General features: G+C 44.3%; 20 protein-coding genes. 14 read left to right on the forward strand and 6 right to left on the reverse strand.

The annotated features are described in order from the left end of the window. Window positions 1-108: 108 nt before the first annotated feature. Window positions 109-1,101: a tetratricopeptide repeat protein gene (locus LZZ85_RS25520; RefSeq protein ID WP_237876498.1), complete on the reverse strand. Its 993-nt coding sequence runs from the start codon at window positions 1,099-1,101 to the stop codon at window positions 109-111. Window positions 1,102-1,219: 118 nt separating this feature from the next. On the opposite strand from LZZ85_RS25520, the gene LZZ85_RS25525 reads away from it, so the two are divergent. Next, window positions 1,220-2,317 (forward strand): TolB family protein, encoded by a 1,098-nt coding sequence (locus tag LZZ85_RS25525; protein ID WP_237876499.1) that lies wholly within the window; start codon window positions 1,220-1,222, stop codon window positions 2,315-2,317. Between the two features lie 263 nt (window positions 2,318-2,580). Beyond that, window positions 2,581-3,063 (forward strand): hypothetical protein, encoded by a 483-nt coding sequence (locus LZZ85_RS25530; protein ID WP_237876500.1) that lies wholly within the window; start codon window positions 2,581-2,583, stop codon window positions 3,061-3,063. A 177-nt stretch (window positions 3,064-3,240) separates the two neighbouring features. Here the strand turns inward: LZZ85_RS25530 and LZZ85_RS25535 are convergent, their stop codons facing one another. Both LZZ85_RS25535 and LZZ85_RS25540 read right to left on the reverse strand, forming a co-directional pair. Beyond that, window positions 3,241-3,735 carry a metallophosphoesterase family protein gene (locus tag LZZ85_RS25535; RefSeq protein ID WP_237876501.1) on the reverse strand — a complete coding sequence of 165 codons (495 nt, stop codon included), beginning with the start codon at window positions 3,733-3,735 and terminating at the stop codon, window positions 3,241-3,243. Between the two features lie 3 nt (window positions 3,736-3,738). Further along, window positions 3,739-4,143 carry an NUDIX hydrolase gene (locus LZZ85_RS25540; RefSeq protein ID WP_237876503.1) on the reverse strand — a complete coding sequence of 135 codons (405 nt, stop codon included), beginning with the start codon at window positions 4,141-4,143 and terminating at the stop codon, window positions 3,739-3,741. Between the two features lie 244 nt (window positions 4,144-4,387). Here LZZ85_RS25540 and LZZ85_RS25545 point away from each other — a divergent pair, with 244 nt between their 5' ends. The 12 genes from LZZ85_RS25545 (at window position 4,388) to LZZ85_RS25600 (ending at window position 16,391) form a co-directional block, all read left to right on the forward strand. Continuing rightward, window positions 4,388-5,014: an SMI1/KNR4 family protein gene (locus LZZ85_RS25545; protein WP_237876504.1), complete on the forward strand. Its 627-nt coding sequence runs from the start codon at window positions 4,388-4,390 to the stop codon at window positions 5,012-5,014. Window positions 5,015-5,877: 863 nt separating this feature from the next. Then, entirely contained in the window at window positions 5,878-6,441 is a 564-nt protein-coding gene (locus LZZ85_RS25550) for a hypothetical protein (protein ID WP_237876505.1), read from the forward strand. A gap of 275 nt (window positions 6,442-6,716) precedes the next feature. Beyond that, complete coding sequence (locus LZZ85_RS25555; protein WP_237876506.1) at window positions 6,717-7,874, forward strand: homogentisate 1,2-dioxygenase; 1,158 nt, start codon at window positions 6,717-6,719, stop codon at window positions 7,872-7,874. A gap of 986 nt (window positions 7,875-8,860) precedes the next feature. Further along, complete coding sequence (locus LZZ85_RS25560) at window positions 8,861-9,256, forward strand: hypothetical protein (protein ID WP_237876508.1); 396 nt, start codon at window positions 8,861-8,863, stop codon at window positions 9,254-9,256. 320 nt (window positions 9,257-9,576) lie between these two features. After that, complete coding sequence (gene infA, locus LZZ85_RS25565) at window positions 9,577-9,795, forward strand: translation initiation factor IF-1 (RefSeq protein ID WP_038084715.1); 219 nt, start codon at window positions 9,577-9,579, stop codon at window positions 9,793-9,795. Between the two features lie 65 nt (window positions 9,796-9,860). Further along, entirely contained in the window at window positions 9,861-9,977 is a 117-nt protein-coding gene (ykgO, locus tag LZZ85_RS25570; RefSeq protein ID WP_038084689.1) for a type B 50S ribosomal protein L36, read from the forward strand. A 67-nt stretch (window positions 9,978-10,044) separates the two neighbouring features. Then, window positions 10,045-10,425 (forward strand): 30S ribosomal protein S13, encoded by a 381-nt coding sequence (gene rpsM / locus LZZ85_RS25575; protein WP_237876509.1) that lies wholly within the window; start codon window positions 10,045-10,047, stop codon window positions 10,423-10,425. 244 nt (window positions 10,426-10,669) lie between these two features. Further along, a complete protein-coding gene (rpsK, locus tag LZZ85_RS25580; RefSeq protein WP_237876510.1) occupies window positions 10,670-11,074 on the forward strand; it encodes a 30S ribosomal protein S11 in 405 nt (134 codons plus the stop codon). A gap of 172 nt (window positions 11,075-11,246) precedes the next feature. Next, window positions 11,247-11,852 carry a 30S ribosomal protein S4 gene (gene rpsD, locus LZZ85_RS25585; protein ID WP_237876511.1) on the forward strand — a complete coding sequence of 202 codons (606 nt, stop codon included), beginning with the start codon at window positions 11,247-11,249 and terminating at the stop codon, window positions 11,850-11,852. An 89-nt stretch (window positions 11,853-11,941) separates the two neighbouring features. Next, on the forward strand, window positions 11,942-12,943 hold the full coding sequence (locus LZZ85_RS25590) for a DNA-directed RNA polymerase subunit alpha (protein ID WP_038084682.1): 1,002 nt from the start codon (window positions 11,942-11,944) through the stop codon (window positions 12,941-12,943). 146 nt (window positions 12,944-13,089) lie between these two features. After that, a complete protein-coding gene (gene rplQ, locus LZZ85_RS25595) occupies window positions 13,090-13,581 on the forward strand; it encodes a 50S ribosomal protein L17 (RefSeq protein ID WP_237876512.1) in 492 nt (163 codons plus the stop codon). A gap of 236 nt (window positions 13,582-13,817) precedes the next feature. Then, entirely contained in the window at window positions 13,818-16,391 is a 2,574-nt protein-coding gene (locus tag LZZ85_RS25600; RefSeq protein ID WP_237876513.1) for a phosphoenolpyruvate carboxylase, read from the forward strand. Window positions 16,392-16,576: 185 nt separating this feature from the next. On the opposite strand, the gene LZZ85_RS25605 is transcribed toward LZZ85_RS25600, so the two are convergent. The 3 genes from LZZ85_RS25605 to LZZ85_RS25615 form a co-directional block, all read right to left on the reverse strand. Then, window positions 16,577-17,644, reverse strand: coding sequence for an outer membrane beta-barrel protein (locus LZZ85_RS25605; protein WP_237876514.1), 1,068 nt, complete (start codon window positions 17,642-17,644; stop codon window positions 16,577-16,579). 284 nt (window positions 17,645-17,928) lie between these two features. Then, window positions 17,929-19,320 carry an ammonium transporter gene (locus tag LZZ85_RS25610; RefSeq protein WP_237876515.1) on the reverse strand — a complete coding sequence of 464 codons (1,392 nt, stop codon included), beginning with the start codon at window positions 19,318-19,320 and terminating at the stop codon, window positions 17,929-17,931. 475 nt (window positions 19,321-19,795) lie between these two features. Next, window positions 19,796-21,304, reverse strand: coding sequence for a glutamate synthase subunit beta (locus LZZ85_RS25615; protein ID WP_237876516.1), 1,509 nt, complete (start codon window positions 21,302-21,304; stop codon window positions 19,796-19,798). Between the last annotated feature and the right edge of the window lie 112 nt (window positions 21,305-21,416).

The following is a 21,416-nucleotide window of genomic DNA, read 5'->3' on the forward strand; positions in this document are numbered from 1 at the left end:
GGTTTAAAAGTTTAAAGTTGCAATTGTTGTGTACATCCCGATGAAACTATCAAACTTTGAAACTATTAAACCTTTAAACTATTAAACTTTTAAACCGTCACTTTCAACTTATCTTACTTTCTCCATCGCCTCCTTCGCTTCAACAAACGTTTTGTCGAGCGAGAATGCTTTTTCATAGCTCAGTTTTGCATCAGCTTTCTGACCCTGGAGTTCCTGGCATCGGCCGATCCAGTACCAGGCATCCGCGAATGCGGCATCGACGGTGATGGCCAGCTGAAAGGTCTTTAAAGCTTCCGGTATTTTTTTCTGGTTGAAAAAGATCTTTCCTTTTTCGATATAGGCATTGAGATAGCGATGGCTTCGCTGGATCGTCTGGTCAAAAAAACGAAGGGCGTTGGCATTGTCGCCGGTATTCACATAATAAAGGCCTTTCACATACAACGGATCTGCGCTCACTTTCATAGAATCTCTCAGAAGCATGGTGTCGGCCAGTGTAAGTGCTTTTGGGTTCTTTGTTTCCGCATATTGATACATCAGTTTGTTCGCGAGTTGGATGTTGGAGGGTACCAGCTGATGCACTTTTTCCAGTGCTGCGATCGTGCCGGGTGCATCGTTTTTCTTCTCCAGGAGTTCTGCTTTCAATGCCAGTGTATTTAACTGGTTAGGGTCGGTATGAAGTATTTCTTCACAAACCAGGATCGCTTTATCGGTTTCCTTTTGTGCATCGTAAGAGCGCGCCAGTAGAATGCGGAGGAAAATACTTTGAGGAAGGTCCCTGATCGCCTGCTGTAAAAATGCGGTTGCTGAATCCGGCCTTTTCTCCAGCAGGATATTCCCTACTCCGATCGCATATGGTTCCTCTGCATTGATCGACCAGGCTTTCCGGAAATCGGCAAGGGCTGGTTCGGGAAGGTTATTGCGATTGAGCAGTACCGCTCTTCTGAAATACAGATCGTCCCGATCGGGTTCCCGGCCAATGCTATCGGTAATGGCGGCATAGGGAGGCTGTGCCAGGAGCTCAGCATAAGCAGCTTCATTTTTATTGCCACCACAGGATACCAGCAGGATCGTCGAAAAAAGCAGGAGTATGGAAACTTTCATATGTTTTTGTTTTTCCGGATGCCCGGAATTAGCGACGGGAAGCGATCTATGACAATTGTCTGACAAATCAGATCCCGCCCAAAAATACCTTTGCGGGCGCTTATATAAACGAAGAAACATGAAAAAACTTGCTTTAGGTCTCTCAGTAATTGGGTTTTTAGCCCTGTCTTCCAATGCACTGCTGGCTCAGCAGCACGGAACACCCGTGGCAGATACGCTGCATTATCCCGAGGAGACACATTTCAAAAACATTCAGCAACTCACTTTTGGTGGCGATAATGCGGAAGCGTATTGGAGCTACGACAGCAAGTGGCTCGTGTTTCAGCGTACCAGTCCAAAAAACGGCATCGCCTGTGACCAGATCTTCATCGGAAAAGTGCCGGAAAAAGCCGGTGAGAAATTCGAATATAAAATGGTCAGCACCGGCAAAGGCAGGACTACCTGTGCCTTTTTCACCAAAGACAACAAACACATTATCTATGCATCTACTCACCTCGGTGCGGATACCTGCCCCCCCACACCGGACCGTGCGAAGTATGGCAACAAATACATCTGGCCACTATATCCCAGCTATGATATTTTCATGGCTGACCTGAACGGCAAGATCGTAAAGCAATTGACCAACTCAAAGGGATACGACGCCGAAGCGACCTTAAGCCCTGACGGCAAAAAAATGATCTATACCAGCGATAAGGACGGTGATATCGAGCTTTACATCATGGATCTTGCAACAGGCAGGGAACAACGCATCACTAACGCACCCGGCTATGATGGCGGCGCCTGGTTCAGCCCCGACGGTAAAAAGATCATCTGGAGAGCATCCCGCCCCAAAACAGATGCAGAAGTAAAAGAATACAAAGAACTGCTTGCTGAACATCTCGTAGCTCCTACCAATATGGAAGTTTGGGTTGCCAATGCCGATGGCAGCAATGCCCGCCAGGTAACTTCTTATGGACAGGCAAACTGGGCTCCAAGCTATATGCCAGACAGCAAACGGATCATCTTCGCCTCAAACCACGAATACAAAAGAGGGTTTCCGTTCAACATGTATACGATCAACGAAGACGGAACCAATCTCCAAAAAGTAAGTCGCGACAAAGGCTTTGACGCATTCCCCATGTTCTCTCCCGACGGTAAAAAGATCGTCTTTGCCAGCAACAGGAACAATGGAGGAACGAGAGATACGAATGTGTTTGTGGCGGAATGGGTCGAGTAAGAAGTTTAATGGTTTAAAGGTTTCAGAGCGGGTGCAGAGGTTTGGAAGGTTTGATCTGTTTCCATAAGTTAGTATATTGAGAAAGGTTGCAAAACTTAGGCTTTGCAACCTTTCTCTTTTTTGTAGTAGCGCTATAAGTTCTGAAACTTACAACGTGTCAGCCTTCCAAACCTTTCCAATCCTTTCCAATCCTCCCAAACTTTTAAACCCTTAACCATTAAACTTTCAAACTTCCTTACCTTTGGCGGCAAATCATCCACATTATGGCTACAGGCATGTTACACCTCCACAATTTACTCCGTTGGGTAGTTTTGATACTTCTGCTGGTTTCGATATTTAAAGCGTATACAGGCTGGCAACAGAAAAGATCTTTTACAGCTGGCGATAGAAAGGTCTGGTTGTTTACACTGATCTCTTCCCACATAAATCTTTTGATCGGACTTTTTTTATTGTTCTTGGGAAAGCAATATGGCATCCTGAAAATAAAAGATCAGTTACCGGAAGGCATCAGCATCATGTCCAACAAACCGCTTCGTTTTTTCTGGATAGAGCATCCGGTATTCATGATCATTGCAATCATTCTCGTCACGGCAGGATATAAAATGGCAAAGAAGCCTATAGCTGACGAATTGAAATTCAAGAGAGCTTTCTGGCTGTTCTTCATCGCACTATTGGCAATACTGGTGGCTATCCCATGGCCATTCAGGGAAGTTATCGGCCGCCCGCTCTTCCCCGGCATGCACTAACGCGAATGAGCACGAATGGCCGCGGACTAACACGAATAAAAGCACTAAAGCAGAGAAGCTATTGATCAATTCATCAGTAGCTTCTCTGCTTTAGTGCTTTTATTCGCGATCATTCGCGGCCATTCGTGTTCTATTCGCGATCATTCGCGGCCATTCGTGCTCATTCGCGTTCGCGTTCTATTTGCGTCCCAGCTCTATTACTTCGCCATCCTTCATATCCTTTCCATCAATCACGAACCGGATCAGCGTTCTCATTTTATGCCAGCCCTGTTTGCCGGCGGCGCCGGGATTCATGTGAAGGCATTGATGTTGCTGATCAAACATTACTTTAAGGATATGGGAGTGCCCGCTGATGAAAAGCAGGGGTTTGTGGAGCAGAAGCTCTTTTCTGGTTTCAGGATTGTATTTTGGTGGAGCGCCACCGATATGACGCATCATCACTTTTACGGACTCGCAGGTGAATACAAGTTGCTCCGGATAGTTTGAGCGGATATCCGTTCCATCGATATTACCGTACACGCCGCGAAGTGGTTTGAACTTACGAAGTTTTGCCGCAAGTTGGTCATTGCCAAAATCGCCTGCATGCCAGATCTCATCGCAATTGTCAAAATGCTTGAAGACTGCTTCGTCGAGAAAGCCGTGTGTGTCGGATATGAGTCCTATTCTTGTCATAGATCAATCGATCAATCCGTTTTGTTTTAATTGTTGCAGGATCATAACCGCGCCGGGCGCCTGATTTTGTTGCTGCAGATATTCTTCCAGGGAAAAGAAAGCAAGTTCGCCGATCTCAGCTGAAGCGGTTGGATCTATTTCTTTTTGAAGAAGAAAGCAGTCCTGTTCCATGATCAGGCCGGTTTGCTCACCGAAAGCCGGTGCGGTGATATGCGTATAGAATTGCAGATCGGTAGCTTCAATTTGCGTATTCAACTCTTCCGCGATCTCCCTGCAAAGCGCTGCGAGCGACGTCTCGCCGGCATCTACTTTCCCACCGGGAAGATAGAAGCATTGTTTGTTGCGGCTGAAGGCAAGGAGCAGTTTTTTGTTACGGATATAAAGAAGGCCTGCTGTTGCGAGTTGCATAAGCGTGTTTGTTTTATAATGTCTAGGCCAGAAAGGTAAGCAATAACTTAAAAAATGAAGTTTAGGGATGATATTCGTGTTAATAAAGATCAGCTTTCCGTTTAGCTTAATATTTTTATTTTATATTTTAGAGCGGACTTGGAATGACTTATGGAGGATTGATTCAGGAGAACACCGAATGAATTTTTCATAATATCTTTTACAGGGGCTCTTCGTATTACAAATGAAAAATAAAACCTTAGAAATGCTTGATTCGAAAATTCAAAACCTAAAGAATGCTCTCTCTGAAGTTGCTCCCCGGATAGTTACTTTATCTCTTAATCAAGGCGCTTCGGATGATGAAATTGAGGTGCTGCAATCGCTGACAGGTAAATCCCTTCCCGATGATCTGAAACAGCTTTACAAATCCATCAATGGAAATATTCAGGAAGAGAACTGGGGCAATTTCTTTTATGGCCTTACTTTTTATTCGATCAGCGAATCGATCGATGAACTTAATTCCAGAAAAGATTTTTCGGAACAACACGACGCTGTTAAATTGAAATATTCTGATGCGCAGATTGACGGATCGGATCTTTATAACCCCAACTGGATACCCGTTGCAACTGACGGAAGCAGGGATAGATTATTTGTTGATATGGCTCCATCAGATTCAGGTACTCCGGGACAGATAATTTATATTGAAGGCACCGACCTTGCAGGTATCCTTGTTGCCGAGTCGATAGAAAAACTATTGGAGCAATTTACCAACGACCTGAAGGAAGGGCGTTATCATCTCGCAGAAGATGCACTGGAAGACGGTAACCATTGGCTGGAGACGGAAGACTCCATAACTCTATATAAACTGGCTCAAGGAAAAATATATAATTAACCAGGCTTCTGCAATTGTTTTACGGGATAGATAAAATATAAGAATATTTCTCATGTGGTTTTGGATCATTGCTAAAGTAATCTCTGCTTATATTATTTCCACTTCTGTTTTTCTGGTGATGGCTTTATTCTTTACCGCACCTCGAAAACGGATCGATACGTTTCTGGACAGGGCAAACCTTTTAATCTTATCTGTTCTGCTCATGTATATCGTGACGCTTGGGTTCGGGTTTGTGGAATTTCTGCTCTCTAACGAAGGCAATTCAGATGCCATCGATGGTGATATTTTACAGCGTTCAAAAAGAAATCACATTTACTCATATCCCTATACTCTCTGCCTGGTTTTTTTGTTTCAGTTGTTATTTTTCATTCGAAGGAATAGAGTTGAAATATCCCTTACAATCGTCTCTATCATTTTGTTAACGGCTGTGCAGAATTTCGAATGGGTGGTTATCTTTATTACGCGGCTGTACAGAGACTACCTGCCCTCCAGTTGGTCAGTATATTACAGATGGACAGGTGAGCTATGGAGTTTGCTATTTTCAGCGATTTATTTTTTAATTTGCTGGAACTCCTGGCAGATCAATAAGAGCGGAAAAACAGCAACGAAGCAAACGGATTAACGTTGTGAAGCCCGCTTCTCTCAATTATTGCATAACGGTCTAAGAGGATTTTATGAGGCAGCAAACTGTGTATTGTTCAATGATCCTATGTCAGGTGCGGCATTGATGAAAGCAACCGAATTAATGCAATATCTTACCCGGCAATCATTAAATAGTCATGATAAACTGTAGTGTGTCTGGGGTATCAAATAAAAAGAGAAATTCTTTTGTTTAATCAATTTACATAACTCGTAATTCTTTTATGTTGGTGGTGTTTTTTATAACTGCTTTTTTACTTGGTCTTGCCGGCGGTATCGTATATCTTATCTATTTGCCATTCAGAAACTATTTGATCAGGAAAGGTAAACTCACGGCGGAAATGAATCGTAAGGTGAATATTGCCTATATCTTTGTTATACTGGTATTGTCCGGATATTTCACGTTTGACGCATTCTTTCCAGGTAAAAGCTTTTTTAAGAATGAATTCAATACTGTTACGTTAAGAGAGCTTCCTGAGTCGGCAATATTTATAGAAAAGAATGCATCCTATCCAGACTTTCACGGAGACTATTGTTCCAGTTCCCAGATCATGCTTTCGCAGATTGACTACACAAACCTCTTAAATGAAATAACGAATGACACTCGCATTTCAAAAGATAAATATATTGTTGGATCAGATGAGTTCAGTAAAACGCTGGGGGATAAGAAAGCCGGCGATATCACTAACGTATTCAGGAGGAGAATTGGAGTGAACAACGACTTTTATTACTACATTGGATTTTACAAAGATGGCAGAACAGTTTTTGTGACTGTTTGTGTAGTGTAGAACACCATTTTTGTTTGAATTTTATAATCCGTAACTTTATGTATGCGGCTGTTGAAGGGCTATAAGCCGCGATATTTAATTGTAACGATTCATGCCATTTAAAAGAAACTTTCTTTACTGGATTGATAAACGCCGCTGGAAGTACATTTTCCTGCTCTCGACTCTGGAGCTTTCCCGGCGAAGCGCAATTCAATAGTAATATGCTATATGATGCCTCATGAGGCTGTTGCATTTTTACTTCACAGATGCTTTCATTATTTGTAATCTTCTTACCCATGCCACATTACCATAAACTGGGAAACATTCCCCATAAGCGCCATACCCAATTCCGCAAACCGGATGGTGGTTTATATTCTGAACAGTTATTCTCAACCGAAGGATTCAGCAATGATTCCTCCTTATTGTACCATATTTATCCGCCAACTCAGATCATCAAAACCGAGCCACACCAAAATGTAGCGCCTGAAATAGCGGAAGAAAAAATGCTGAAACACCGCAGCTTCGAAGGCTTCAAGGTAAAGCCCGCCAAAGACTTCCTGCAAAGCAGGGTTCCTGTACTGGTGAACAATGACTGCCATATCGTGCTCGCTGCTCCACAGGAAAGCATGACAGATTATTTCTATAAAAACACAGATGCCGACGAAATGATCTTTGTGCACGAAGGCAAAGGCGTGCTGAAAACACAATATGGCAATCTGCCGTTTGATTATGGAGATTATCTCGTAATACCAAGAGGAACGATCTACCAAATACATTTTGAATCAGCAGACAATCGCTTATTCATCGTCGAATCATTCAGCCCCATACGTTATCCCAAAAGGTACCTAAGCAAGTACGGACAATTGCTCGAGCATTCGCCCTATTGTGAACGCGATATCAGGGCCCCGCAGGATATCAATCCTGTTGATGAGAAAGGAGATTTCCTGATCAAAGCGAAAAAGAAAGGTATAATGTATGGTCTGCATTACGGTACTCATCCGTTTGACGTGGTAGGGTGGGACGGATGCTGTTATCCATTTGCTTTTTCGATTCATGATTTCGAGCCGATCACCGGCCGCGTGCATCAGCCCCCTCCCGTTCACCAGACATTTGAGGCGCACAATTTTGTAGTGTGCTCGTTCTGCCCGCGTTTGTATGATTATCATCCGCAGGCGATTCCTGCGCCATATAACCACAGCAATATTGACAGTGACGAAGTGTTGTACTATGTAGATGGGGATTTCATGAGCCGCAAAAATGTGACCCGAGGCATGATCACCCTTCACCCGGCCGGTATTCCACATGGTCCGCATCCTGGTGCGGTCGAAAGAAGTATCGGAGCGAAAGAAACAAAGGAGCTGGCTGTGATGGTAGATACTTTTCATCCGCTGATGCTGACAAGGCAGGCGCTGGAAATAGAGAATGACGGGTATGTGATGAGCTGGGCTGAGTAGGGTTTGCTGAGATGAATATTCTTAAAGCTGTTCAGGTTTCCGGACAGCTTTTGTTTTTACGACTGTGCTCTCTTAAGCTGCTGAGCCTGAAATAACTCAGATTGACCTGAACCCTGGACACGGTGAATTACATTGGCAACGATCTTCCCGGTGAAATAAGCATCGTAATAGCATGAGAATAGCATGGATTAAGCAACGTTATAGCATGGTGAAAGCATCGTTATAGCATTGGGGAAGCATGGGAATAGTATCAGGGTAGCATCAGGATAGTATTCCGCCAGCTTGGCGCTGGTAGCGGGAAAGCTCTACGTAACCATCGGTCTGGCATTTCCCGGACTACTGTGATCCATCCTTTCGGCATGCCGGAACCATCAGTGAAGCTCGGGCCCGGTTGGTAGGAGTGGCTTGCGCTGTCTGCCCGCGCGTATGGACCCCTCTAAATCTCCCCTTCAGGGGAGAGTTTGCACTCCAATATAAAAGCGCCCCAATACAACGCACAATAAGCACCAACGCGAAAACTGGCATTTCTTTAATAAGCGACTTAAAGTCTCCCCTGAAGGGCTAATCGTTACCCAAACTTTCGGAGGAGTTGAAGAATTTACTGTCTCATACTGTAGCTCACGATTTCAATCCAATGTCGTTTAGTTAGCAGCCCCGAAGGAACGCGGCGGCGATACGCGGAGAGCGCGGCGAAAATACAAGATATTCTATGGCTGTTTACGTTGCGGACGCTGCGTATCGCCGCCGCGTTCCTTCGGGCTACCAAATTAAACGACATTGGATTGAAATCCTGGGGAAATAAACTATCTGAAGGAAGCAGACGCCCGTCGTAAAATTTGGGTAACGACTAACCTGAAGGGGGGAGATTGAACTTAAAGACATTGGCCCCCATCACGCCAGCCAACCCGCCGGTTTCACCGGTGCGAAGGATTGGCACGCTTATAGCTTTTTTTCCTTATATTCATATCACCTAAAACGATTTTGCCATGCTCAAATTAAATGACCTCAAACCCGGAGATATCATCTCCATTAATGATGAAGGAATTGAAAGAGAAGGAATGGTAGTGCGTGTAAGCCGTGAAGATCACCAGGCGCTTGTAAACAACGGTATCCAGGAATTCTGGTACAGCCCACAGGAGATGAAGGCAATCCCGCTGGATGAGGCACAGCTTACCCGTTTGGGATTCACGCGGGAAGTGATGGATAATGGCATGAAATACAAAAAAGATTCTTTCCGGCTTGTCACTCCAAGGACTGGGGATTTCTCAAATATCGATATGTGGTGGCGCGAAGACCGCCGGCATTTCAGTTTTCCGCTTGGTGTGCATGAGCTGCAGAACCTGCATTTGGATATGACGAAGATTCCACTGGCGATGGCGTAGGAAGCGATGGCCGATGGCGGATGACCGAAGGACAGTCTGAAGATTGAATAATCTACATATAATTTGAATTTTAAAACGGCAGGCCCGAATTCTTTGATCAGAATTCAGGTCTGCCGTTTTATTTTCTGGTAACTATTGACTTTTAAATTGTTAAGGGATACTCACCTCGGCCATCGGCCATCGGTCAGCGACCATCATCCTTCGAAAACCGTTTGCTTTTGAGGCCAAAATTCCCTAACTTCGCACGTTCCGGGGAAAAATAGGAGACGATTTTTCTTTTTTACAGTATATACTCCTATCTTTGCACCCCTAAAAATAGTATGTCGAAACAACCCCTTATCAAACAAGATGGTATCATTCTGGAAGCGTTGTCAAACGCAATGTTCAGAGTGAAGCTGGAAAATGGTCACGAAATACTGGCAACCATCTCGGGAAAGATGCGGATGCACTATATCCGGATCTTGCCTGGAGATAAAGTGGGAGTGGAGCTGTCTCCATATGATTTGACACGAGGAAGGATCAATTTCAGGTACAAATAAACTGATTCATGAGAGGAGCATCGGGCGAATCTCAGAACATTTAGAAATAAAAAAAGTGATTCGTCATGAAAGTTAGAGCATCCATCAAAAAAAGAAGTGCAGATTGCAAGATCGTACGTCGTAAAGGCAAGCTGTATGTGATCAACAAAAAGAACCCTCGCTTCAAGCAGCGTCAAGGGTAATAATTGAGGCTGAGAGATTCAGTTTCAATGTTTAATGTTAATAACAAACAATAAATAGAAGAGAAATATGGCACGTATTGCCGGTGTTGACTTACCAAAAAACAAAAGAGGCGAAATAGGGCTGACCTATATCTATGGTATCGGACCTTCTACCGCCCAGTACATTCTTGACAAGAACAATATTGATCGCAGCAAGAAAGTACATGAGTGGAATGACGACGATCTGAATGCTATCCGTACAACCATTACGGATGAGCTGAAGGTTGAAGGTCAGTTGCGTTCCGAAGTGCAAATGAGCATCAAGCGTTTGCTTGATATCGCTTGCTACCGTGGCCTCCGTCACAGGAAAGGTCTCCCGGTTCGTGGTCAGCGTACTAAAACCAATAGCCGTACACGTAAAGGAAAACGTAAAACGGTTGCTGGTAAGAAGAAAGCGACTAAGAAATAATTAAAAAGTCAAAAGTAACCCCGCTTAACAATTGAAGACACTTTCAATCGCTAAGCGGGGTACTTTTGAATTTTGCTGTTCATAAGACTTGCACAGACATGAATCAATTTCGGATAGCTTCGTAAGTCGGCAGGAGAAATGATTCAACCATTTCGTATAAATGATAAGGATTGCATCCTTGTCAACACGGACTTGAGCCGGGACGGGATGACATTGAAACAAACATTAAAGATTACCTCAGAACATGGCAAAAGCACAACAACAGAGCGGTAAAGCTGCCGCGAAGAAGAGAGTGGTGAAAGTAGACGCCTATGGCGATGCTCACATCTCTGCAACATTCAACAACATCATCATCTCCCTTACCAACAAGACTGGCCAGGTTATCTCCTGGAGCAGTGCTGGTAAAATGGGTTTCAAAGGTTCTAAAAAGAACACTCCTTACGCAGCGCAGATGGCAGCTGCTGACGCGGCTAAAGCTGCACTGGACGCTGGTCTGAAAAGAGTAGACGTTTATGTGAAAGGTCCGGGTTCTGGTCGTGAAGGTGCAATCCGTTCTCTTTCTCAGAGCGGTGTTGAGATCGTGATGATCAAAGACGTAACTCCGCTCCCACACAACGGATGCCGTCCTCCAAAGAAAAGAAGAGTTTAATTATATGTTGTACGTAGTCTTCAGACTACGTACAACTATTTTAAATACGCCTGTTGTACGTAGTCTCTGGCTACGTATAACTTTCATTAATTAAAGGGTGCCCGATTAATTTTTTTAAAGCTTTTTAACGATCGACGCACCGCACTCTAAAAAAGCTTAATGAAAGTACATTATGGCACGTTACAATGGTCCAAAGACCAAAATCTCCCGCATCTTCGGTGAGCCAATTTTAGGAAATGGTAAATGGTTGGGTAAAAACAGCAACCCTCCCGGTCAGCATGGTGAAAAACGCAAGCGTAAAACCTTAGGTGAATACGCTCTGCAGCTGCGTGAAAAGCAGAAAGCGAAATACACTTACGGAATCCTCGAAAAACAATTCCGTAAAACGTTCGACGAAGCTTCACGCCGTAAAGGTGTAACAGGTGAAAACCTGATCAAACTCCTGGAAGCGCGTCTCGACAATACAGTTTTCCGTATGGGTATCGCTCCAAGCCGTCCTGCTGCCCGTCAGTTGGTTAGCCACAAACACATTGAAGTAAATGGTGAAGTTGTAAACGTTCCTTCTTTCCAACTGAAAGCTGGAGACGTTGTTACCATCAAAGAAGGTAGCAAAACAAGAACTTCTATCACTTCTGTTGTTCGTGCCAAAAACCCAAAATTCAGCTGGATCGATTTCAACGAAACTGAATTAAAAGGTACTTTCATCACTTATCCTGAAAGGGAAAGCGTTCCTGAGAACATTAAGGAGCAACTGATTGTTGAATTGTACTCCAAGTAATAAGTAACCCCGCTTAACGGTTGAAGACTCTTTCTACTGCTAAGCGGGGTAACTTCTTACTATTACCATTTAAAAACTTAAATCTAAATATGGCCATTTTAAATTTCCAAAAACCGGATAAGATCATTCTGCAAAAGGCGACTGATTTCGAAGCTCAGTTTGAGTTTCGTCCATTGGAGCCTGGCTATGGTGTTACGATCGGTAATGCTCTCCGTCGTGTGCTGCTTAGCTCACTCGAAGGTTATGCAATCATTGGTGTTAAGATCGAAGGTGTTGAGCACGAATTCGCTACAATGAAAGGTGTTAGCGAAGATGTGGTGGAAATTTTCCTGAACCTGAAACAGGTTCGCTTTAAAAAGATCGTTGATCATGAAGTGGCGAACGAGAAAATTCTCCTGTCACTGAAAAATAAAACAGAATTCACAGCTGGTATGATCGGTGAAGGAACTCATTCTTTCCAGATCATGAACCCAGACCTGCTGATCTGTACACTGGATTCTTCCGCTAAAATGGATATCGAACTGACGATCGGTAAAGGCCGCGGTTACGTTCCTGCTGAAGAAAACAAACCTAAAGATGCTCCGATCGGTTACATCCCTATCGATGCGATCTACACTCCGATCAAGAACGTGAAATACACGATTGAGAATACGCGTGTGGAACAACGCACCGACTTCGAAAAACTGATCATGGAAGTGTCTACAGATGGTACGATCCATCCTGAAGAAGCCGTTAAACAAGCTTCAAGGATCCTGATCCAGCATCTGATGATCATCACTGACGAAAACATCACTTTCGATAACAAAGAAGAGAAGAAAGAAGACCTGGTGGATGAGCAGACACTGCAACTGCGCAAAGTGCTCAAAACTCCACTGGAAGATCTGGACCTCTCTGTTCGCGCCTTCAACTGTCTGAAAGCCGCTAAGATCAATTCCCTCAGCGAACTGGTTCAATACGAGCAGGAAGACCTCATGAAGTTCCGTAACTTCGGTCAGAAATCCCTGGCTGAGATCGAGCAGGTGCTCACTGAGCGCGGTCTTGGTTTCGGTATGGATCTGCTCAAGTTGGGAGTAGATAAAGATGAACTGTAGAAAGTTTAAGAGTTTAAAAGTTTAATAGTTTAATAGTTCAATCCGAACAGAAAACTTTTAAACTTTTAAACCTTGAAACTTTTAAACTCTTTTTATAACGTAGGCTGTAATTCCTGACACGGTACAGCCGGTAAAACTCAAATGTCATGCGTCACGGAGACAAAGTAAAAAATCTAAGCCGTACAAAGGCACACAGGGAAGCCCTGCTGGCGAACCTTACCTGCCAACTGATCCAGTACAAACGTATTGTAACTACCCTCGCAAAAGCGAAAGCGCTGCGTGTGTACGCTGAACCTCTGATCACAAAAGCAAAAGATAACACTACGCACCAGCGCCGTGTTGTATTCAGCTATTTGCAGGATAAAGAGGCTATCAAAGAACTGTTCGGTGCTGTTGCTGAAAAAGTAGCTGGCCGCCCAGGTGGTTATACACGTATTATCAAATTAGGCGCTCGTCCTGGTGATAATGCTGAGAAGGCTTTGATCGAACTCGTTGACTTCAACGAAATTTATGGTAAGGGTAAAGGTGAAGCTAAGGAAGGTGCTAAGAAAACACGCCGTAGCCGTACTTCTGCCAAGAAGGGTACTGAAGCTAAAGCGGAGGAAACCACTACCACAGAAGAAAAGACAGCAGAATAAGATTTTCTTCCCAACGTATAAAAATGCCCCGCACTCGGATGAGTTCGGGGCATTTTTTTTAACTTAGGACATCACTATTCATAGCGATGACCGATGACCAATGGCCGGTTCGTTGTCCGTTGTCCGTTGACCGTTGACCGATATGTAGTTTTCAAGATACATTAAGGTCATCAGCCAACGGTCATTGACAGGAACCCGGACAACGGACAACGGTCAACGGCCAACGATCAAAGACCATGAATCAAAACAATAAAAATCTTACTCAGTTCCGGAATGAAGTAGGCATAAGGTTCCAGCTGTACAACAGTCTGTTCACTTCTTTGCCGTTTCATCGTATCGAAAAAACAGGAATACTCTTGTCCCTGCTCTCCAATAATTGCGAAGAAGGATACAAAAAGAATCAAAGCCCGATCGCCATTATTGAAGAGTTCTTTGGAAAGCATACGTCTTACACGAACGAAAAAGAAAAGACAGATCTTCTTTTCCGGTTTGTTCAGTATGTAGAGCGGCAGGTGGTATTATTCGACGCATTGGAAGATGCCGCATTCCCTGAAGTTCATGATCTGAATGGAATGGGCACATTGAAACACCTGGAATCTGAGATATTGCAGGATAATAAACAAGCTGAATTAGCGTCAAAACTGAAGGATTTTTCAGTACGGCTTGTGCTTACCGCACACCCTACACAGTTTTATCCCGGCTCTGTACTTGGGATCATCAATGACCTGTCCAGGGCCCTTGCAGATAATAACTCCATCCTGATCAATACATACCTGCAACAGTTAGGCAGAACGCCATTTTTCAAGAAACAAAAACCTACACCGTTTGATGAGGCTGTCAGCCTGATCTGGTATCTGGAAAATGTATTCTATGCAGCTGCAGGGAGGATCGTCTCATCACTGCGTAATCAGTTCCAGGATGCAGTCAGCAACGATAACCCGATCTTCCGGATGGGTTTCTGGCCGGGCGGCGACAGAGATGGTAACCCATTTGTAACAAGTGAAACAACCATACAGGTGGCTGAAGCATTGCGTGGAAGCATTCTTAAATGCTATTATCTTGATGTACGCAGGTTAAAACGCCGTCTTACATTTGCCGGCGTTGAGACCATTCTTACAGAACTGGAAAATCGTCTTTACAATAATCTGTTCATCCCCGGTGTGAAAACAGAACTCACCAGTGAAGATGTGATCAGGACGCTTGAAGAGATCCGTGAGATCATCATTTACCAGCACAATGGATTGTTCCTGCATAAGGTAGATAACCTGATCAATAAGATCAGGATCTTCGGCTTTCATTTTGCGTCACTGGATGTGAGGCAGGAAAGTTCTGTACATGGAAAAGTACTCGACGCACTTGCAGCTGCAGGAGTCATTGACGGAAGCTATAGCAAACTTAACAATGAAGAGAAGATCAGGGTGCTTTCATCCATTGAAACAGTTGCGGACGCAGGCAAACTGCAGGAACCGCTTCACCAGGATACGATCAAATCCATCGAAGCAATAAAAACGATCCAGCAGTCCAATGGCCAGGAAGGTTGCAACCGCTACATCATCAGCCAGTGCAACAGCGCATTGAATGCAATGGAAGTGTATGGTCTTTTCCTGCTGTCCGGCTGGAAGAAAGAAGAGATGAACATAGATATCGTTCCGCTGTTTGAAACGATCGGTGATCTGAGAGAAGCGGCAGATATCATGCGCACTTTATATACGGATCCTGCTTACCGCGCACATCTGCAAAGAAGGAATAATCGCCAGACTATCATGCTTGGCTTCTCAGACGGCACGAAAGACGGTGGTTACCTGATGGCGAACTGGAGTATCTATAAGGCAAAGGAACAACTGACAGCCATCTCAAGAGAATACAAGATAGATGTTGTCTTCTTTGATGGTCGCGGAGGTCCCCCATCCAGAGGCGGTGGTAAAACACATAAGTTCTATGCCTCCATGGGGCAGAATATTTCCAATAAAGAAATACAGCTGACTATCCAGGGGCAAACGGTGAGCTCCAATTTCGGGATCATTGATGCTGCGCAATACAATATCGAGCAGTTGTTGAATGCGGGTATTTCAAACGATCTTTTCCCGACAAAATATTTCACGCTGAATGAAAAGGAAGAAAGCCTGCTGCAGGAGTTATCCGAATTTGGCTATGAGGCATATAAGGAATTGCGTGATCACCCCTACCTGGCAGACTATCTGTTGCATGCAAGCCCGCTGAAGTATTACAGTGAAACCAATATTGGCAGCCGTCCTGCGAAACGTGGTAAAGGCGCTGGTATTTCATTAAAGGATCTGCGGGCTATTCCGTTCGCTGGATCATGGAGCCAGTTGAAACAGAACGTGACTGGTTTCTATGGTGTAGGATCAGCATTGAAGAGACTGGAAGAGGCAGGTCGGTTCCAGTCTGCCCAGCAACTTTATAAAGACTCATTATTCTTCAAAACACTGATCGATAACTGTGAGATGGCGATGATGAAATCTTTCTTTCCGCTGACAGCTTATCTCAGTGGACACAAACAGTATGGAGAGATCTGGCAGAAGATCTACAATGAGTTTGAACTGACGCGGCAGTATCTTACAAAACTTTCAGGACATACAGAGCTAATGGCTGATTATCCGATCGATCAGTTGTCAATACAAATGCGTGAACGCATCGTATTGCCTCTGCTGACGATACAGCAATATGCACTGACCAAGGTGCGTGAGTTTGAAGAGCAGCTGATACAGACACCGATGAAAGAGGTGTATGAGAAGCTGGTGATGCGGTGTTCTTTTGGAATTATTAATGCGGGAAGGAACTCAGCATAAGGTATCGCAGAGTACGCAAAGAAAACGCAAAGGGCGCTGAGAAGAATTGAAAATTTCTCTGCGCCCTTTGTGTTTTCTTTGCGTACTCTGCGATACCAGATAGCACAAAAGTAACAGGGCACCGCAATCAAGCAGTGCCCTGTTAAGAAGAAAGTAAGTTTTTATTAAGCAGTTGTTATGAGTGATCAGAATGCGAAGATCCCTGCAAGCATAAATGTTGCAGTGCTTTTCTTTCCGGTGATATCATCACTTTTGCTGAACACCGGCTGAGAGGCATTGTCCAAACGGAATTCAGGGATCAATGTGAAGTTTCCTGTTTTGTACTGTGCAGATAAAGTAGTCTGGAACACATTCGCCCCCACTTTCACAGCATCTTTCTCATCAGCGAAATATTCTGTGCGCAGCGTAAGGCCGAACGCAGGAGAAGGGTCGAGATTCAGATACAATGCAGATCCCCACCATTTGTCTGTACCATCTTTTACATCATTCTTCAGCAATTGAACAGTACCATCATACCCGATACCGAATTTGTCGGAGATCTTTGCAGAAGCTGTGATACCAACCTGGTTTACACTTACCGCATTAGGTGTGGATTTAGCACCAAACCAGCCAGAGTAGTTGGCATAGATCGAGAATTTGTCTCCGACATGGCTATACTGCGCATTGAGCACTTTTGTACTTGCCCAGTCAGGAGAAGTGACATCCGTCGGGTTAGCTACACCGATCATAATGCCATTGCCGTTGCTGAGAGCGAAATCAGCTTTGATACCTGTGTGAGAGAATGGTCCGTAAGAGAACATGTAAGACATGCTGTAGTTACGGTTGACCTGTGGATCGAGTACTTCATAACCGATATGTGTTCCCCATTTACCCAAAGAGAGCGTTACATTCTCAGATGGTTTGAAATACACATAAGCCTGTTTGATAACCTGTAAGGTTTTGTCATCTGCATAAGAGAACTCTTCCGCACGTTTGCCAAAGCCCAGATCGGCGACAACACCGGCTTTCTCTGTCGCATAAGTAGCTTTTACAGAAGCCATACCGAGCTGAAATGTATTCTGGGAATTGGTAAAGCTGGTAAAACTGTTATAACCAAGACCTCCGGATGGGGTATTGTCAAAGTTGAAACGGTAATATGCATCAACAGAACCGGAGATTTTCAGGGGATTTTCTTTTGCAGTAGAGTCTTGAGCAAGAATATTTGTACAGGCACACGCTGTCATTAACAGCAAAAGGCTATTTTTTTGTAACATTGTATTACATTTTTAGATGTTAAGGAAAGGGCACAGTAGGTATAGACTTTTACGAGAAGTTTACACCAATTACTCTGTGCCTTTTTCTATGGTTAATGGTTAAGAGAGACGGGGAAAGAGGGCATGGATTTTACACGTTGTCCGTTATCCGTTCACCGTTGACCGGAATCTTCTTTGAGAGTCTGCTTAATAATTTACTGAGATATACTTTACCTGTCCGGTTGAATAAAATCCGCCAGCCTTCGCAAAGGCTCCGGCTGGCGGAGGACGGTCAACGATCTTAGTTATTCGGCGATTGTCTTTTCTTCGAAGACGCCGTTATTGTGTACAAGGAGAGTTCCCTGAACATATTTTTCATTGTGTTGAGAAGCATCCAGTCCTTCTTCTTCTTCTTCTTCAGTTACACGCATTGGCAATACCATATTGATCACTTTGAAGATGATGAATGATACAACAAAGCTATAACCTACAGCAAGCAGCATACCTGCTAATTGGATCAGGAACTGAGAACCAGGGAACAGTGCTGTTTCGCCCGGTTTAACCGTACTGAACACACCTGTCAGAAGCATACCCGTGATACCGCCAACACCATGGCAGGCGAAAACATCAAGAGGATCGTCCAGTTTTGTTTTGTGCTTCAGGAATTCTGCAACGATATTAGAAATGATCGCCGCGATAAAGCCTATGAACAAAGCCTGGGGAACACCAACAAAACCAGCAGCTGGTGTTATTGCAACAAGGCCGACAACAGCACCTATACAGAAGCCAAGAACAGAAGGTTTTTTTCCGCGGATAACATCCCAGAACATCCAGGATAAACCAGCCGCCGCAGCAGCAGTATTAGTAGTAGCGAAAGCATAAACTCCGAGTGAGCTTGCACCCACTGCGCTGCCTGCGTTGAAACCAAACCAGCCAAACCAGAGCAAACCAGTTCCGATCAGGACATAGGGAATATTTGCAGCGGCAGTGCTGGTATTTTTGCGGCGCTTTAATACCAATGCTCCAGCCAGTGCAGCTGTACCTGCAGAAATATGCACAACAGTTCCACCTGCGAAATCCTGTACACCCCAACCAAACATCAGGCCTTCAGGATGCCATGCCATGTGGCAAAGAGGTGCGTACACAAGCACGCCGAACAAAACAATGAAAAGTGTATAAGAGCTGAAACGAATCCGCTCTGCAACCGCACCTACTACGAGGCCGGGAGTAATAATTGCAAACATTAACTGAAAGAAAGCAAACAAAGGCAACGGAATTGAAGAAGCCAGGCTCCAGGGCTCGCCACTTATTACATCTTTAAAGAAAAAGAATGTACGGGGATCGCCAATCACACCGCCGATGGATTTTCCAAAGCAAAGGCTGAAAAGTACCACGATCCAAAGGACAGAAATAATACCAGCCGATACGGTGCTTTTGATCATGGTAGAAAGAACGTTCTTGCGTCCAACCATGCCGCCATAGAAAAAAGCCAGAGCCGGGGTCATCAGGAACACAAATGCACAGGATACAAGCATCCACGCAATGTCTCCGCTGTTGTAAGTGTACTTAGGGGCACCATCCTCGCCTACAACGGAGGCTGGGTCAAATGATGCTGCAGGACTCACAAATATCGCTGCAATCGCTACGATCAGCAGGATAAGGAAGGGAGCCACCTGTTTCACGGTTGTTTTGCTCATAATCAGTAAGTGGGGGTTTTGATATTAAATAAAAATGTTATGCAGCAATCATTAATTCTAAATTAGAGCATTTTTAGCATAATTGTATTTAATGTGAAAAATATTTGAAGAAATGTTTAGAAAATGTGGATTCAGTTAACTAATTAGTATAATTATTATATTTTGTAATATATCTAATTCTCTTGATCTGTATCATTGATTTAGCGTTGCTACTTTTTCGAATCGCGTGAAACTGAGCTCGTTTAAGAAGTTTTCAGAGCTTGTATTTGCAGGTCAACCCCGAAGAATTAAAGTGGGGCAGAATTGCAGGGGTTGGATTTTTTCGAAAAAAAAGCCGAAGTCTTTGTCGGCATATAGGCGCGAAGGCAAAAGGCAAACAGACTTTTCAGCCTCCGCTCGTTGAAAAACGATCAAAAAAAAGCCAGCGTAAGAGTCGAACTCTCACGCCGGCTTTTATAATGCTCTCGCTGGTGAATTACAATGAAGCCACCTGCAATATCGAATCTTTTGTTTCCAGCAAAGACGTACCACCTGTCAGGAACTCGTCCACTTTCCTCGCGCACTCACGCCCTTCGCTTATGGCCCACACTACCAGTGACTGACCGCGTCGTGCATCACCGGCGGTAAAGATCTTTGGAAGACTCGTCTGGTAACTTTTATCAGAGGCTTTGATATTGCCACGCTCATCTTTTTCGATCTCCAGCAGATTCAATAAACCTGCATGCTGCGTATGAACGAATCCCATGGCGAGTAATGCCAGTTCGCAGGGCAGTTCTCTTTCACTACCGGGTACTTCCACCATCTGTGCAGGACGTCCATCTGTTGAAGCCTTCCATTCAAGGTTTACTACTTTCAAGGCTTTCAGATTGCCATTGCCATCTCCGATGAATTCTTTCGTAGCAATAGCCCAATGTCTTTCGCAGCCCTCTTCGTGAGAAGACGTTGTTTTGAGAACCATTGGATAGGTTGGCCACGGCATCAGCGTTGTTCGGCTTTCCGGTGGCTTTGGTAATAATTCAAATTGTGTAACGGTCATTGCCCCGTGACGATTGGAGGTTCCCACACAATCAGAGCCTGTATCGCCACCACCGATCACCACTACATTTTTTCCTGTAGCCAATAACTCTTCATGAAGAATATTGCTTTCAATATTTCCGAACGCTAACGGATCTTTCCCTGCATTACGCTTGTTCTGCTGTTTCAGGAATTCCATCGCATAGTGAACGCCTTTCAATTCACGGCCGGGGATCGGGAGATTGCGCGGCACGGTGGAGCCACACGCAAGTACAATGGCATTGTATTCGCGCAACAGGTCATTGATCTGAACATTCACCCCCACATTTGCATGGCACTGGAAAGTGATCCCTTCTTCTTCCATTACCCGGATCCTTCTTTCCACAACCCATTTCTCCAGTTTGAAATCTGGAATGCCATATTGCAGAAGACCGCCTGGTTTGTCGTCACGCTCGAAAACCGTCACAAGATGTCCTGCATAGTTCAATTGAGCAGCTGCGGCAAGTCCGGCAGGGCCAGAGCCGATCACGGCTACTTTTTTCCCTGAGCGGAGATTTGGTTTCCTTGGCTTTACAAAGCCTTTATCAAATGCGATCTCTATGATATGTTTTTCGATCTCTTCAATTGCTACCGGCGGTTGATTAATGCCAAGCACGCATGCTGATTCGCATGGAGCAGGGCAGATCCGTCCTGTAAACTCGGGAAAGTTATTGGTCGAAGTAAGAATATCGTAAGCTTCTTCAAAATCTTTCCTGTACACCGCATCGTTGAACTCAGGGATCACGTTACCGAGAGGGCAACCGCTATGACAGAAAGGTACACCGCAGTTCATGCAGCGCGCAGATTGATCATTCAGTTTCTGCTCACTGAATTTCTCAACGAACTCTTTATAATTATGCAGCCTTTCCTGCACCGGTAACTTACCAGGCAATTCCCTGGTAAATTCTTTAAATCCTGTTGGCTTACCCATGAGCGACAGAGTTTATAATTGAAACTGCTAAAAAGTAAAAGTCAAAATTAAAAAGTAAAAAAAAACAGTCTTTTATAGTTTGACCTGGTACTCCTGGCAGTAATTTTTTAAT

Origin of the sequence: Terrimonas ginsenosidimutans (genome assembly GCF_022012415.1) — a bacterium.
GTDB lineage: Bacteria > Bacteroidota > Bacteroidia > Chitinophagales > Chitinophagaceae > Terrimonas_A > Terrimonas_A ginsenosidimutans.